This window comes from Paenibacillus sp. P22, assembly GCF_000469945.2.
GTDB classification, from domain to species: domain Bacteria; phylum Bacillota; class Bacilli; order Paenibacillales; family Paenibacillaceae; genus Paenibacillus_O; species Paenibacillus_O humicus.
On the sequence record NZ_CBRA020000102.1, the window covers coordinates 15,525 to 32,036 of the forward strand.

Here is a 16,512-nt window from a genome sequence, read left to right on the forward strand (position 1 = left end):
CAGCTTAATAGGCTATCCAAAGCCGCATCTCTCCCGAAGTGGAGGGAGCGGCTTTTTTTTTGGTTCTATATTATTCAATTCGAGCAGGAAGACGGCAAGAAACGATAGAGAAGCTGACGCGCTCTTCACGAAAGCCGGTTTTCAACCGATAAATACAATCTAGATTTATTGATATTTTAGTAGGCGGATGGAGGCATATGTGGATGCGGAGGGTTGCCGGCATCATCTTCCTCGTGGTGTCGCTAAGCATCTGGATACCGCTCGGCATCAGCTCGGAGCGAGGTTCGGAACCGAATCGGCTGCGGGCGGAAAAAGGCGTGCTCGATCTTGCCGGCTGGGACGGCTCCGGCCGGATCGCGCTGAACGGCGAATGGGAATTTTATTGGAATGAGCTGCTTGCGCCGGGAGAGGCCTCCCGGCAGGGAGAGCCGGCCTGGATGGAGGTGCCGGGCGCATGGAACGACAGACAGGCAAGCGGGGATGAAATGCCTGCCTACGGCGCGGCGACATACCGGCTCAGGCTTCTCCATGTGCCGGAGTCCGGCGTTTATGCAATCAAAAAGACGAATATCCGCTTTGCCAGCGAGATTTACATCAATGGAAAAAAAAGTGCTGATCGACGGCGTGCCCGCTCTGAGCGAGGACGCGTATGTGCCGGGCAACTCTCCCAGGATTGCTGCTTTTGAGCTGGAGCGCGGAGAGGCGGAGATTGTCGTGCATGCATCCAATTACGACTATCTCGATTCCGGCATCCCGATGCCGATCTACTTCGGCAAGCAGGAGGCCGTCCGCGCCGCCCATGAACGCAGCCTGCTCGGAGAATCGACCATGGCCGTTGTGCTCACGGTCGTCGGCCTTATTCACCTCGTGCTGTTCGCGGCTGTGTGGCTCTACGGGCAGCGGGATTATCCTCTGCTGCTGTTCGGCCTCACCTGCTTCGGCTTGGCCGTATTCAACGGCCTGCTGGGAGAAAGGCCGCTGACCCTGCTGCTGGACGGGCTGTCCTTTCAAACGTTATATACAATCAAGGATATGAGCTCTCTAGCCGGCTTCATCGTCTCCGTCTATCTGCTTCGGCTATTGCAGGGAGACCGCCCCAACCGATGGCTGCGGCTGTTCGTGCTGGCGCTGCTGGTCAGTCTGCTTTTGTTTCCGTTTCTGGACATCCGGGAGTACCTGTTGATTTATCAGCTCATCATTTTCGCTGAGCAGCTGCTGATGGTTTGGCTGTTCTGGAGCGCTGCGGCTCATTATGCGCGCGCAAGCCGGGCCAAGCGGTACGAGGCGCTGCTGCTGCTGCTGGCTGTGCTGCTGCTGATTCTGTACTCCATCTGCTGCTGGCTGTTCGGCTTGTCGCTGCTCAACTCGTTGCTGCTGACCCAGATCTACGTCGTTTTGTTCAGCCTGGTCGTCTTTCTGATCATTGTCTACCGCTTCTACTCGGCATTCCGCGAGATGGATCATATGCACCGCAAGCTGCTGCGGCTGGATCGCCAAAAGGACGAATTCCTCTCGTCGACGACCTATCAGCTGAGGGCGCCGCTGCAGGATATCGTCCACCTGGCCGACAGCGTAGCCAAGAGCACGGCCATCCCGCCGGGCTCCGGTCCCGCGCGCAGCCTCGAGCTGATTGCCGGTACGGGGCGCAAGCTCGGGTACCTCGTCCAGGATCTGCATGATTTCTCCCGGCTGAAGCATGAGGACATCCAGCCGGAGCTGCGCAACCTCGATTTGAGGTCCGCAGTCGAATCGGTGCTTGGGCTGCACCGGTCCCTGCTGGGACGCCGGCCGGTTCTGCTGCTGAATGGGGTAAAGGAAAATATGGCGGCAGTCTATGCGGACGAGGACCGGCTGGTGCAGATTCTTCATCGTCTGGTCGGACAAGCCGCGTTTCGGGCGGAAGAGGGCAGAATCGAGATCGATGCCGAGGAGCAGGGAGGCTTTGCAGTCGTGACGATCCGTTTCATCGGGAAAAGAAAGCCGATGCACTCGGATGAGCGATTCATCGCCGATCCTCCCCTGTCCGGCGAGGACTCCGCCGATCTGGCGCTGCTGATCTCCCGCCGGCTGATCGAGCTGCAGGGTGGCCGGGTGCTGCAGCCGGCGCCGGGAGAGGCGGAGCTGCCGTTCCGATTCGCCCTGCTGCTGGAGGCCGAGCATGGCGGCAAGCCGGCCCGGAGGGGAACGGGAGCGAAGGAGCCGGCTGCCGCCGCCCATTTCCTCCAGGCCGCCCGCGACGGCAGGCAGCGTCCGGCCGTGCTTGTGGCCGATCCCGACACCGCCAGCCTGCACGCGATTTCCCAGCTGCTGGAGCAGGAAGGGCTCCGGGTCGAGGCTGTCCATTCGGCGAAGCAGATGCGGGAGGCGCTCGGCAAGGAACGGGAGTTATGCCTCGTGCTGCTGGGCGTATCGCTCACGGACGGCAGCGGCTACGAAGCCCTTCAGGAAGCGAGGGAGCGCTTCTCGCCTTCCGAGCTTCCCGTGCTGATGCTGACCGGCCGGCGCCGGGAGGAGGACCGCAAGCTGGCCCTCGATCTCGGCGCGAACGATTACGTCGCCAAGCCCTTCGAGGCGGAGGAGCTGCTCGCCAGGGTGCGCAGCCTCGTCAAGCTGCGGCAGTCGGTCAAGGAAGCGAGGGAGCGGGAGATCGCCTTCCTGCGCTCCCAGATCAATCCGCATTTCCTGTACAACGCGCTCGGCGCCATCGCAGAGCTGTGCGTCGAAGATCCGGCGAAGGCGGAGAAGCTGACGATGGATCTATCGGGATATCTGCGCGGCAGCTTCGACTTCCGGGAGCTGGACTCCTTGTCTTCGCTCGGAGCGGAGATGAAGCTGATCGAGGCGTATGCCGAAATCGAGAAAGCCCGCTTCGGCTCCCGGCTGAAGGTAAGCCTCCGCTGCGACGCCGATCCGGGCCTGCGCTTCCCTCCTCTGCTGCTTCAGCCGCTCGTGGAGAACGCCATCCGCCACGGCCTTCTCTCCAGGGGGCGGGGCGGAGAGGTCAAGGTCACGATCTCCGAGCGGGAGGGCTTCCTGCATGCGGCGGTGGAGGATGACGGCGCCGGATTCGATGCGGAGGCGATGTATGTTCGGCTGCAGCAGCCGGAGCGCATCGGCGGAGTCGGGCTTTGGAACGTCAGCGAGCGGCTGCGGCTGCTGTACGGGGAGAAGCTGGACCTGACAAGCCGGGCGGGGCAAGGCTCGAGGCTGGCCTTCCGGGTTCCGGTCGCGGCCAGGTCCGCACGCGGTTATGACAAAGGAGGATGAGCGATGCTGCAAGCGATTATCGTGGATGACGAGGAGCTGTCGGTTCGCCGGCTGTCGCGAATTGCTGGCGAGATCGGCGGCGTGGAGATCCGCCGCAGCTTCTTCAGTCCGGCGGAAGCCTGCGAGTTCATCCGCAGCCATCCCGTCGACGTCGCCTTTCTCGACATCAACATGCCCGAGATCGACGGGATGGAGCTTGGAGCCCGGCTGAAGCAGCTGCAGCAGTCGCTTGAGGTCGTCTTCGTAACCGGCTACGACCGGTACGCGGTCGATGCCTTCGAGCAGGACGCGGCGGACTATGTCCTCAAGCCGGTCAACGCGGAGCGGCTGGCCAAGACGCTCGAACGTCTCCAGAAGCGCCTTAAGCCGTCTCGGGAGCCGCTTGCGCAGCCGAAGCTCGGCGTCCGCCTGTTCGGCGGCATCCGCTTTTTCCGCTGCGACGGTACGGGCGGCGCGGAAGCGCCGATCAAGCTGCGCAGCCCCAAGACCGAGGAGCTGTTCGTCTACCTGCTTTGCAAAGGGACCGTCAGCCGGGAGGAAGTCGCCGATACGCTGTGGCGAGGGCTCGACCCGGACAAAGCCGCCAAAAACATCAACTCCACGCTCTATTATATCCGCCGGCCGCTCGCAGACGCCGGCCTGGAATCGCTGCTGCAGGCCGGACGCTACGATATCCGCATCGACGCCTCGCAGGTGGATTGCGATCTGTACGAGTACGAACGCATCGTCCAGCGGATCCGTGCGGAGCCGTCGCCGGATCTGCTGCGCTTCGACCAGGCGGAGGCCGCGGCGCAAGGCTCGTTCCTGACCGGCAAGCTGTACGAATGGGCGGGCGAGCTGTCGCGGCGCCTGGAGCGGGAGCGGATGGAGCTGATGGAAGGGAAGGCGAGATTGCTGCTGCGGGACAGCAAGCCTCAGGCCGCCTTTCCGCTGTTACAGCGAATGATCGAGCTCGATCCGCTGCGGGAGGATATCCACGTGGAGCTGATCCGCCTCTACATCCGCCTCGGCCGCACCCATGACGCGGCCAGGCAGTACCGGGAGCTGGAGGAGAGGCTCGCCCGCGATCTCGGCGCGGCTCCTTCCCGTTCGTTCGCGTCGCTCATGAACGCCGCTCATTTTTAATTTCATCGATAAGCCAGGACTTTAGAACTAAAGTCCTGGCTTTTTTTGTGTTTTCTATCGCTTGTTTATTTTTCGTTTATTCCTTTTTCCTAGAATGGACTCGGATTGTGTCGAAATTAGAGTGGGTCTGAAGTCAGTCTTCGACAAGGGGATAAGGGGGGCACTGAGGTGCATCTGCGCAAAATTGGCAAACGAGGGTTCAAACTGCTTCTGGCGGCGAGCCTGCTCGTCGGAGCCGCGGCAGGAGGCTGGGCTGCGCCGGCCGAGGCGGCTGCGGCCGATCTGGAGGTTACACAAAAATTCGGCAACCGCATCGGCAATCTCAGCTATGAGGCTCAGAATGCGTTCGGCAATTTCTACAACAGCATGGAGCAGGGCTTCTATATGCAGCATGATCCGGACACGTCGGCGGACTGGGGCGCCGGCGATGTATTCACGGATGAATCCGGAGCGACCTACACGCTGCGCGTCGGCGAAAATCCGCTGCTCTCGGCAATGGCGCTGAGCGGCCACGCTTCGATGAAGATCGGCTTCGGAACGCTCCGCAAAAACTACGGGGTGTTTTCCGGATCGGAAAACTCCAGCATCGAAGTCAAGGTCAACGGCCAGGAAATCATGTATTACAACACGAACAGCACGAGCGGCAGCACGCAGATCTACAACAAATCGGTTGAACGCCTGCTGACGCCGGGCGCCGTCATCACGATCCGCATCTTCGGCCAGGACGACGACGACGGCCCGACGGGCGTGCGCGGCCTGTACATCAAGTTCGAGGACAAGGAGCGTCCCGTGCTGGAGGGCTACACGTTCACCGGCAACGGCGCTACCCGGGAGAACGAAGAGATTCATCAAACCGAGCTTTATGTGAAAAAGAACGAGTTCGTCGACCTCGCCTACAACTTCAGCGAGCCGGTCCGGCCGACCTCGGTGACGGCAAGCTTTTCCGATTATTTCCTAAGGCATCCGCTGTTCGTCAATCCCGACGGCACCGGGCTGCCGGCGGCCGGCCAGCCGCAGTACCTGCAAAACACGACGTACAGCGCGGCCAATCTCGGCACGTACCATGACAAGATCGCCTACCGGTACGCCGCTTCGGCCTATCACAACAGCGGCAACCTGCCGCTGGAGCCGAAGGTCGACGGAAGCACGCTGAACGCCGCTCCGATGGATCTGTCGCTCAAGGAGAAGCTGGAGCAGGCCGTGCTGGCGGACGCCGCGGGCAACGTCGCAACGATGCGCTTCCCGAACAAGGCCAGCGCGGCCAGCCTGCCGAAGGTGCAAGGGCATACGCTGGATCCGTTCGACTACAAGGCCGGCGGCTACCGGGTCATCGTGGATGCGGTCCGGCCGAAGTACAGCAAGTCCGGCAACGGCATCCAGCCGGAGATTCTCACCGGCACGACGCTGAACAAAGGCGACGTCATCGACTTCAGCGTGCAGCTCACGGAGCCGGGCATCGTGAACCGGATCTGGGAAGGCCAGGAGGCGGGCACGTACCTGCTGTTCAACAACGGCATGAAGGCCTACTACGTCTCCGGCTACAGCAAGAGCGTCTGGAAATTCCGCGCCGTCATCGGCGACTCCGTCGATCTGGAGACGCCGCTGCTGAAGGTGATCGCGCTGTCCCACGACAACAAGACGCCGTCTCTGTCCGACCTGTCGGTCATCCAGGACTATGCGGGCAATCTGCTCATCCAGCCGGCGAACTACGACGGCGTGTTCGAGAATGCGCCGATGGACGTGGAGCCGTCGCTCGTGAACTCCAAGATCGACTGGGCGAACCTGTTCATCGACAACACGAAGCCGCTTATCGGCTACCGCTACGAGGCGGGAGGCGCGACGGGCACGGCCTATGCCAAGGAGGGCAAGGTGACGATCGACGCCAACGATCCGTCCCTGCTCGTGCCGGCGCTCGATCCGGTCGTCCAAGACCGGGGAGCGGAGCGTCCGAGCCGCGGCATCTACCGCCCGAGCAATATGACGGGAGAGGCGGCGCCGTCGATCGGCCTCGTGTATTATGCCTGGAGCCAGTCCCCGGCCGATCCGCTGGCGGGCAAGGAGGCCGACCACTATGCGGCCGTGAAGCGCTATTCCCTTTCGGCGAAGCAGCCGTCGGAGGAGCTGTATCCGGAGATGACCGGGCTTAAGCTCTCGGCTGCCAACAACAAGACGAACGTCATCTCCCCGCCTCCCGAGGCGCTGCTGCCCGAAAACAGCGGCAAATGGTACCTCCATACGTGGACGGCGGACATGACCTGGGATACCGCGCGCGAGCTGATGCAATACGAAAAGATGAAGGACTACGTCCTCAAGCATGCCGAGCAGTATGAGGCCTGGAAGGCGGAGGCGCCCGGCTCGGAGGCGGACAAAACCTTCTACGCCGACAACAAGGCGCTGGCGGCCGTCGGCCAGTACGGCGACAGCAACGAATGGAAGCTGGAAGACTTCAAAAACGACGATTCCAACTGGACGCATGAGGTCGGCGTACTGCGCCTCGACAACCTGCAGCCGCAGCTGAAGCCGGCTGTCGTCTCCGCCGACGGCACGGCGGACGTGACCGTGCAGGCGCTCGTGGAGGAGCCGCACAGCGGCATCCGCAGCATCGGCTACCAATGGGTCAAGGACGGCTTCCAGCCGCAGGAGCTGGAGTGGAAGCCGGCAGCGACGGTGGCCGGCGCGGTATACGGAGACGAGGCGCCGTCCTACACGGTGACGCAGTCGACCTATACCGACGTGTTCGAGGACGGAGCGTACTGGCTCTACCTCAAGGCCGAGGATCAGGCCGGCAACCTCATCGTCGGCACGCCGCAGAGCGCGCCGGTCACCGTCAGCTCGGAGCAGGCGCTGCCGACGCGGTTCCTGCCGGAGCCGAACGCGGCCTATACGCGCAGCTCCGAGGTGAGGTTCTGGATCGGCCAAGCGGTGCCGGACTACGTCGGCTACGCCTGGTCGGACAGCCCGCTGCGGCCGTCCGACGGCGGCTTCGCGGCGCTGGAGCCGGAAGCCGCGGCCGAGGAGGGCTGGACGGGGTACACGATTCCGGACGAGGAGATTAGCGGCGTCCGCTACGCGCATGTGAAGGCGGTGATCGGGGACCGCACGCAGTATTACTCCAGGGCGTACTATTTCGACAATGAACCGCCGCAGATCGGCTTCGGCCTGGAAAGCCTGAGCTACCCGCTGCCGAAGCAGAGCGTACTCGTGACGCTTGCCGAGCTGTACAGCAAGAGCGGCCTGACCGCCTCGTACCAGTGGGTGCGGGAGGGAGATCCGGAGCCTTCGGTGAGCTCCGGAGGCTGGGTGCCTTTTGGGAACAGCCGCGTCGCGGAGCTGGAGGGGACAAAAGTCCTCGCTGACGGCGAGACGGCGGACTTCCGCCTGTATGTGAAGGCGACCGATGGAGCGGGCAATACGGCCCTCGCGGCCACATCGGGCACGTTCAAGCTGACAGGTCCGGTCAAGGATTCTCCGGCCGCGCCGGGAACGTCGGCGCTTGTCCGGCTGACCGGCGACGAGGAGGACGGTTATACCGCCATCGTCAAGCTGGGGCTGCAGACCGACAACCCTTCCGGCTATGAGTATTCCGTATCCCCGGACGGCGGCGAAAGCTGGCAGAAATGGCGTCCATATACGACGTTCGTCAGCCTGAAGGTGCCTTCGGGCGATGCTTCCGCGCTGCAGGTGCAGGTCAAGTACCGCTCGCCGAGCGGAAAGATCGGCGCCGTCTATCCGGTCGATGCCAAGGGCTTCGATCCCGATGCCGAGCCGGTCTATGCCGTAGCGGCGATGTCCGGGCTGACGCCGGTGAACGGAGCTGACGGAGCGACGTTCGAGATCGCTCCGCCGCCTGGCATCCGGATCGCCATTTCCAAGCTCAACCCTCATCAGCCGACGCGCTCGGGCAACCGGTTCAACGTCAAGCAGAACGGCTTCTACACGTTCGAGCTGACCGACCTCAACGACGCGAAGCGCAAGGAGACGCTCGTCGTCGTCGTGAACAACGTCGACGATGTGAAGCCGGAGGGCATCATCCAATATTCCGTGAGCAACAACATCAAGACGAACGGCCATGTGACGGCGATGCTGACCGGCCTGGAGCCGATCATCGTGACGAACAACGGCGGCAAGAGCATCTACACGTTCACGGAGAACGGCGCTTTCGAATTCGAGTTCAAGGATGCGGCCGGCAACACGGGCAAGGCGACGGCGGTCGTGTCGAACATCGACCGCGATCCGCCGCGCGTGCAGATCGTGCGCTCCTACGCCTACGGCAAGGACGGCAGCCAGAGCTTCGGCACTCTCCGCGATTCCGGCGGACGCGTCGTGCTCTCCTCGGGCGTGACGCTGTCGGTCGTCAAGGCGGACAGCCAGGCGCGCGACTTCGTCGTGCACAGCCAGAACAACGGCGTCGCCGTGACGAATAACGGGACCGTATCGTTCACGATCGGCGACGCGCTCGGCAATACGATGATTCTCAAGGAGCAGGTGGACGGCATCGTCAGCGAAGGTCCGCAGCCGGAGCGCGTCTCCTACGCCTTCGTCGACAGCCAGGGAGCCGAGCTGCCGGCAAGCCGCATCGTCACGATCGGCGGCAAGAAGTACGCCGCCGGCAGGATGAAGGTGACGCTCAGCGGCAAGGTCGCGGCGCCGAACGCCGTCTTCTCCGGCCTGAGGCCGATCGGGACGCCGGGCGCCTACAGCAATCAGGTGAGCGACGCCAGCGGAGCCTATGCGTATTCCCGCATCTTTGAAAGCAACGGCTCATCGGCGCTGTCGATCTCCGATGCGCTGGGCAACGCTACGCAAATTCCGGTGACGGTGGCAGGGCTGGACAATGCCGCTCCGACGATCCAGCTGAAGCAGCAGACGGCCGGCGTCGTGCAGAACAAGGCCGGCTTCAACGCCGCGGCCGATCTCGGCGGCTACACCGTCTCCGACAACTTGTCGGCGGCGGACAAGATCAAGGTCGAGATCAGCGGGCTCGACCTGAGCAGGCTCGGTCGCCAGCGCGTCGCCTATACGGCGTCCGACGAGGTCGGCAACCGCACGGTCGCCTACCAGGACGTCGTCGTCGTCAAGAACGGCGGCCTGCTCATCTTCGGCAACGGCACGCTCCTCTCGGCTTCTTCCGGCGAGCAGGCGCTGTTCGATACGAACCGCATCACGTTCCGCGTGAGCGGCTACAACGCGATGAAGGTCGGCGGCAAGGAGACGGTCAACGAAGCCGGCACGTTCGAGCTGCTGTACCAGCCGGGCCTGTACCGCGAGGGCCAGATGAAGTCGATCGCGTCCAAGCTGACGTACGAGCAGCTGGCTGGCGGAGGCTTCACGGTCACCTTCCCGAAAGCGGGCTGGTACACGATCATCGTGCGCACGCAGGAGCGGGACCGCGAATACGCGAGCTTCTTTGTCGGATCGGTCAAGTAGAGTCATGAACGAAGGAACTGGGGGATGCTGGGTGAGGCTGCTCAAACGCGCAATTTCGTCGCTGCTGGCATTCGTGCTGGTGTTTCCTGCCCTGTTCGAGAGCGGCCACGCGGTGGCCGCCGAGCTCGGCAAGAGCCGCACGACGACGATTCAGAATGAATTTATCAAGGTGACCGTCGACAACGAGACGGGACGCTACGGCATCCGTACGGTGGAAGGCCAGCCGATCCGCAAGCAGGATCAGAACGTGAGCCTGATTTTCCGCGGGGACGATCCGGAGACGTCGTTCACGACGTTCCGCATCGACGGCACGGACTATATTTTCGGCAACAAGTACAAGTTCGGCCGCGAGGAGTCGCGCACGACCGAGCCGGTGCTCGTCGAGAAGCCGAACGGCACGAAGCAGCTGGAGATGACCTGGACGCTCAAAGGCGTGCAGATCAAGCAGATCCTGCTGCTGTATACGGACAGCAAGGACAAGGCGAACTCGGGCAACGTGAACATCCGCTACGAGGTCGTCAACGGCAGCGGCGCGAAGGTCGAGGTCGGCAGCCGCATCCTGCTCGACACGATGGCCGGCGGCAACGACGGCCCGGCGTTCCAGGTCGGCACGGCGTACAAGGCGCCGCTGTCGGTGGAGCGCAGGCTCACCCACGAGCCGGAAAAGCTGGGCATTCCCGAGGAGGACCGCCCGCTCTACAAGCTTCCGGCCTACTGGGTCATGCGCGACAAGCTCGACCTGGAAAATGCGCAGGCGACGAACGTCGTCGCCTACGGCTTCAACAATATGGCCGAGCAGAACATCAACATCGTCGACGAGATGGTCGTCGGCCACTGGAACGGGCTCGCGAACACGAAGTGGGACTATACGGTCCACCCGAACCTGGACTTCACGCGCGACACGAACGACTACGGCAGCGCCGACTCCGCCGTGGCGTTCTACTGGAACCCGGACGCGATCGAGCCGGGACGCATGCAGAGCTTCGAGACGGTGTACGGCCTCGGCGAGATCGTCTCGCCGGACAAGGTGTTCTCGATCCGCTACGTCGATCCGGTGCAGCAGCTCGCGACGCTGGCCGACGGCAGCGCCTACCGGGACGAGGGCATCTTCGACATCACGGCCGAGATCGAGAATCTGCCGGCGTTCAACATGGAGCATTCGCGCATTGAGCTCGAGATGACGCTCCAGAGCGGGCTAAGCTTCGTGCAGCTCGACGAGCGGGGCAACATCCGGCGGGACGCCTCCGGCAAGCCGCTCGTGGACAATGTGAGCAGCAAGAAGCTGGAATACCGCAAGGAAGCGACGCCGGAGGAAGCCCGGCAGGGCATCCAGCCGAAGTACAAGCCGGGCGACACAGTGACGGCTTCCTTCAAGGTCATGGCCAAAGGAAAGCCGTGGCCGACGACGCGCCAGTACATGCTGACGGCGCGCAGCCCGGAGACGCGCAGCAAGCTGGAGGGCGTAAAGGACGAGGGCATCCAGGCCCAGTACGAGTCCGTCAAGTCCAACTTCATTCTGCTGCCGCCGGTAGGCGAGGCGACGCCGACGTATGTATACGGCGTCTCGCCGAAGGAGCTTTACAGCACGGACGTCAAGTACATGACGGTCAACCTTTCGAATATCGAAGCGTACACGACGGGCGGCGAAGGGACGGAGCCGAACTTCGACCTGTATCTGATCGAAAAGGCGACCGGCGACCGCTACCGGGTGCCGGTGAAGGATTCGGTGCTGCTGCAGCCGACCGACGACGGCCTCACGGGAGACATGCGCATCACCTACCGGGGCGGCGACAAGGTCGACGAGACGGGCAAGGTGCTTGAGGAGGGACTCGGACCGGAGCTGCCGCTCGGCGAATACGAAATCGCGATCGATTACAAGGCGGCCGCCGGAGACGATCCGGAGATCGCGTCGATGTACGACATTACGGCCGGCGAGACGATCCTCGTCACCGACAACGACGAATCCCGCATCCGCGAGGCCGGCATCCTGGCGCTGTACAAGGAAGTCGTCGATCTGAGCGGCCTCGACAACGGCGCGACGGTCGGCGCGGAGCGGCTCGAGCAGCTGAACAGCCTGTTCCCCGGCAATCCGTTCAAGGAAGGCAGCTTCCTGTACGCCGCGGCGACGAGCTACAAAAAGACGCGCGCGCTCATCGGAGCCGCCAGCAAGGCGGTCGATCCCGAATTCGATCTGAGCGGGTTCGCCGACGAATCGGCGCTGGCGGAGACGCCGCTCTACAACTACCGCATCTTCGAGAGCGAGGAGGATCTGGAGGCGTTCGAGGAGGAGGCGGAGGAAGCGGACATCGACCGCGAGGCGCTCGTCGTCGTGCGCGGCATGGTGAAGCAGGTCGGCACCGGGGACGATCAGCAGATCATCGTCGATACGAAGACCGAGCCTGCCATCATCAACGATTCGGTCGCGTACAGCGGCAAGGACCTCGTCATCGTGCGCGGCAAGCTCGACATCTTCGGCATGAAGCAGCCGGAGGGGCTGCCGCTGCTCGATACGATGTTCGTCAAGGGCGACGGCACGCTGAGCGTGGCCAGCAGCGGCTTCATTTTCCACAAGGGCGAATGGACCCTCGACTTCTTCAACGGCTTCGACAAGACGCTCGGCGGGGACGGCTACGGCATCCCGCGCGCCGGCAGCGGCGAGGACGAAGACGAGGAAGAGGAGAGCAAGGACGCCAACAAGCAGTCGGCGACCAACCCGGAGGACGACAGCCAGAATGGAAGCCTCAAGTGGGCGGTCGGCGGCGTCGGCGACCGGCTCAATCCGCTCCGGCAGATTATGCTGGAGAATGTGTATTTCAACAAGCACTCGCTGTTCAGCGCGCCGAGCTTCTCCATCGACGGCTTCGGCCTGTCGCTGAACGACTTCATTCTCCGCGAGGGCGGCATCTCGTTCGGCGGCTCCGTGTCGCTGAAGGTCGTGAACGCGGAGATCAACAACGTCATCTACAACAGCAAAGGGTTTGTCGGCATCGACGCCAAGCTCGGCTTCGACCTCAATGAAAGCCTCGGCCTGTTCGGGCCGAAGGAGGACAAGAAGGCGGACAGCGAAGGTCCGAAAAAGCCGAGCGGCAGCATCAGCGTCACCCACTACGTGCAGAAGGTAGAGGGGATCAACAACCAGTACGGACTCGAGTTCGAGGCGCAGCTGAAAAACATGGCCGAGGTCTCGATCGAATTCTCGCTCAAGCAGGTCGACGACGGGCGCATCCTGCCGGATGTAATCGCCTTCGGCACGCAGTTGAAGAGCCCGGGCGTGCTCATCACCGGCGCCACCTACCTGACCGCCGTGCGCGGCGCGGTGCGGGAGCTGGCGGATACGATCGCCGGCGGCACCAAGGAGGATCCGTTCCCGCTGACGATCGAGGCGGGCGTCGGCATCCGCTTCGGCATGGCGCCGGCCTACTTCTTCGGCGACATCGACATGACGCTCAAGCGGACCGGCATCAAGATCGAGGGGCGGATGAAATACTCGCCCGATGCCAATGCGGAGGAGGACGACCGCATCCCGATGCTGACGCAGGCGCTGCTGGAAGCCCAGTGGGTGACGCCGTGGTTCGTCCGGGTGCAGGCCGAAATCGACATCGGCGGCTGGGACATCATCGTCGGCAAGGCCGGCATCTTCGTCGGCCAGAACCTGGAGAAGAACCGCACCGACTTCGAAGGCTACATCGGCTCCAAGGTGCAGATTCCGGGCTCGGTGCCGGTCGTCGGCGGCATGCCGCTCTCGAGCGTCTTCCTCGGCGTCAACAACGACAAGCTGTGGGGCAGCGTCGGCATCCTGTTCATCTCCCTCGGCATCACGTATTACTGGGGAGGCGGAGTGGAATTCGGCACGTCTAGCGACCAGCTGCCGGAGGGACTGGCCCATCTGGTCATCCAGGATCCGGAGCGCGGACCGCGCCTGCTCGTCATCGGCACGGGCGTAGAAAAGGTGGCCGACTCCCGCATCGCATCCGAGCAGGAATCGCAGGCGATCGAATACCGCGAGATCGGGAACGGCGCCAAAATCGTCGACAACGGCGACATGACGCTCGGCGTCGGCGGCATCACGGTCAAAAATGGCGGCCGCGTGCATGAGATTCCGATGAGCGGAGTCAGCGGCAATGCTATCATCGAGATGGAATACGACAGCAAGGACATGCCGGCATTTACGCTCAAGGACGGCAGCGGCAAGCTGTATCCGGTGAAATTCGACAATACGAACACGGACAAGACGGCGAACGCGTTCACGCAGACCGTGCCGGCGAAGCAGTCGCCGACGGGCGTGGACATGCGCAAGGCATACGTCATCGTGCCGGCGGACAAAGCCGCCGCAGGCGGCAAATGGACGCTGACGGCGCAGGCGCCGGTCGAGACGAAGCTGCTGAACGTGCCGACGGCGCCGCAGCTGAGCGAGGTCGGCCTGACGCCGAATCCGGCGGATGCCAACAAGTTCAGCGCGACCTGGAAGGTCGACAATGCGAAGCCGGGCGATACGGTCAGCCTCTATCTGGCCAGCGACGCGGTGACGGGCAAGATGGAAAAGCTGTCGACCGGCGAGCTCGTCCAGCAGACCGGCGACGCCGGACTGCTAATCGCCAAGGATCTGCCGGCCGCGGCGGGCAGCGCGGCGATCGACGTCACCCGCATCCCGCTGGCGGGAGGCACGGAGGATATCCGCGGCCTCTTGCGCCAGGGCAGCTATTATGTGCGGGCGGAGCTCCATTCGGAGAACGCCTTCGGCACGAAAACGTCGGCGCAGCGCTTCGAGCTCAAGGACCCGATGGCTCCGGCCAAGGTCGAGGGCGTGAGCGTGAAGCCGGCCGGCAACGGCTACTTCCATCTGTCGTTCAAGCCCGGCGCGGTCAAATCCGGCCAGCAGGCCTATGAACGCAGCTACGTCATCGAGGCGCTGCAGGAGCAGGACAAGGCGATGAAGAGCTACGAGCCGTTCGGCACCGTGCTGATGACGGAGGAGGAGCTGAAGCCGTATTGGAACGCCTCCTCCGGACGTTACGAGGGCATTCCGATCGGGGGCTGGGCCGCCGTATCGACATCGGACACGATCAACACCTCCAGTCTCGATGGCACGGCGGTTCCGGCCGGCGAAGCGAGCCATGCCGGACTGGAGACGGGCAAGGTCTACACGATCGGCGTGAGCGCCTCCGCCGTGCCGACTGCGGTGGATGACAAGAACCGCAATCCGCATTATGCGGACCGCGCCGACTCGGCTGCGACGCTGCTGCCTGTCGCGCAGAAGCCGCAGCTCACGCTCGGCGGCGGACCGGCCAAGCCGGACGGCAAGAAGTTCTGGGAAATGCTCACGAGCCGCACGGAGCAGAATCTGACGCTCCTCTCCACCCAGCCCAACGTCGAAGTGGAGGCCTATGTCGGGGAGGAGCTGCTCGGCAAGGCGGACATGCGCACCGAGGGCGGCGGAAGCCGCGGCACGCTGAAGCTGGACCGCTTCGCGACGGACGGCAAGTTCGCGGTGGAGCTGAGAGCCCGCAACACGGCGACCGGAGACGTCTCGGTCACGATGCTGTACCTGACGGTCGACACGATCGCGCCGGTGCTGTACATCGACGAGCCGGCGACCGGAGCCCGAACCAAATCGGGCCGCATCCGCGTCTCCGGAACGACGACCGTCGGCGACGTCCTCGCGGTCGCCGGACAGCCGGTCAAGGTCGGAGAGGACGGGCGATTCAGCGGCGAGGTGCTGCTGCCTGAAGACGCAGGCGCCGCAGCCGAGCTGAAGTTCGTGGCCCGCGACGCGGCCGGCAACGAGAACTCGGCGGTCGTGAACGTCACGAACGACGGCTTCCGGGCGCCGAGCGCGATACTGCTGAAGCCGATTCCGAAGCTGCAGCCTGGCGAGAGCGTGAAGCTGCAGGCGGTGCTGAAGGTGGCGGACGGCAAGGACGGCAGCGGCAAGCCGCGATTCAAGGAAGTCGCGCTCGGCAAGGAAGAGCTGGAGCGGCTGAGCCTGACGGCGGACGGCGAAGCGGCGCTGCTGGCCGAGGACGGCACGCTGACGGCTACTGGTGCCGGAGCGAGCCTGATTACGGCGGAGTACCGGGTTTCGGACGCCATGACGCTGCAGGCGATGGCCGTCGCGGAGGTGGCGCTGCCGGCGCCGACCTCGCTCGGCTCGATCCATGCTTCGACCGAAAGCGTGCTCGGCTCGTCGGATAAGACGCGCATCGTCGTCTCCGACGCCGGAGACATGACCGGCCAGCAGCTGGCATACCGCGTCTATGGGGCGGGCGCCAAGCTGCCTGCCTTCAAGGAGGATCTTTCCGGCTGGAGCGTCGTCCCTTCGGACGGCGTCATCGGGGCGAAGCACGGCGATAACGTCGTCGTGGCGAAGCGTACCTCCGCCGGCAAGCTGGCGATGGCCGCTTCGGTGCTGCCTGCGAATATTTGGAACAGCATGCCGGGCGGCTTCGGCTTCGGAGGCGGCGGAGCGCCGGCTGCGGGAGACAAGGCGCAGGCCAGCGTGAACGGCAGTCCCGTCGAGGCGGCATGGGAGGGCAAAACGGTCGTCATCCGGCTTGATGCCTCCAGCGCGGACGGCTCGGCCGACGTTGTTCTCCGCTCGGCGGAAGCGGCGGCGGAGGGCTACCGGATCACGGTCGCCCGCGCGCTCGCCGACAAGCTCGCCGCGGCAGGCAAGACGCTGCGGATCGAGCTGCC

At 63.7% G+C, this 16,512-nt stretch carries 5 protein-coding genes; all 5 read left to right on the top strand.

Going from position 1 to position 16,512, the window contains the following annotated elements; translation table 11 throughout:
- Positions 1 to 203: 203 nt before the first annotated feature.
- Positions 204 to 686, top strand: coding sequence for a hypothetical protein (locus tag BN871_RS28430; protein ID WP_048747021.1), 483 nt, complete (start codon positions 204 to 206; stop codon positions 684 to 686).
- On the top strand, positions 598 to 3,267 hold the full coding sequence (locus BN871_RS15085; RefSeq protein WP_198158050.1) for a histidine kinase: 2,670 nt from the start codon (positions 598 to 600) through the stop codon (positions 3,265 to 3,267). Before BN871_RS28430 ends, BN871_RS15085 begins: the two co-directional genes overlap by 89 nt.
- Positions 3,268 to 3,270: 3 nt before the next feature.
- A complete protein-coding gene (locus BN871_RS15090) occupies positions 3,271 to 4,392 on the top strand; it encodes a response regulator (RefSeq protein ID WP_048747025.1) in 1,122 nt (373 codons plus the stop codon).
- A gap of 168 nt (positions 4,393 to 4,560) precedes the next feature.
- A complete protein-coding gene (locus BN871_RS15095; RefSeq protein WP_048747027.1) occupies positions 4,561 to 9,819 on the top strand; it encodes a hypothetical protein in 5,259 nt (1,752 codons plus the stop codon).
- A 31-nt stretch (positions 9,820 to 9,850) separates the two neighbouring features.
- A partial coding sequence (locus BN871_RS15100; RefSeq protein ID WP_048747029.1) for a hypothetical protein occupies positions 9,851 to 16,512 on the top strand: 6,662 nt, incomplete at its 3' end.

Bases quoted from the DNA above. Each gene is read 5' to 3' on its own strand.
- BN871_RS28430 (WP_048747021.1), top strand. From the start codon at position 204: ATGCGGAGGGTTGCCGGCATCATCTTCCTCGTGGTGTCGCTAAGCATC.
- BN871_RS15085 (WP_198158050.1), top strand. From the start codon at position 598: ATGGAAAAAAAAGTGCTGATCGACGGCGTGCCCGCTCTGAGCGAGGAC.
- BN871_RS15090 (WP_048747025.1), top strand. From the start codon at position 3,271: ATGCTGCAAGCGATTATCGTGGATGACGAGGAGCTGTCGGTTCGCCGG.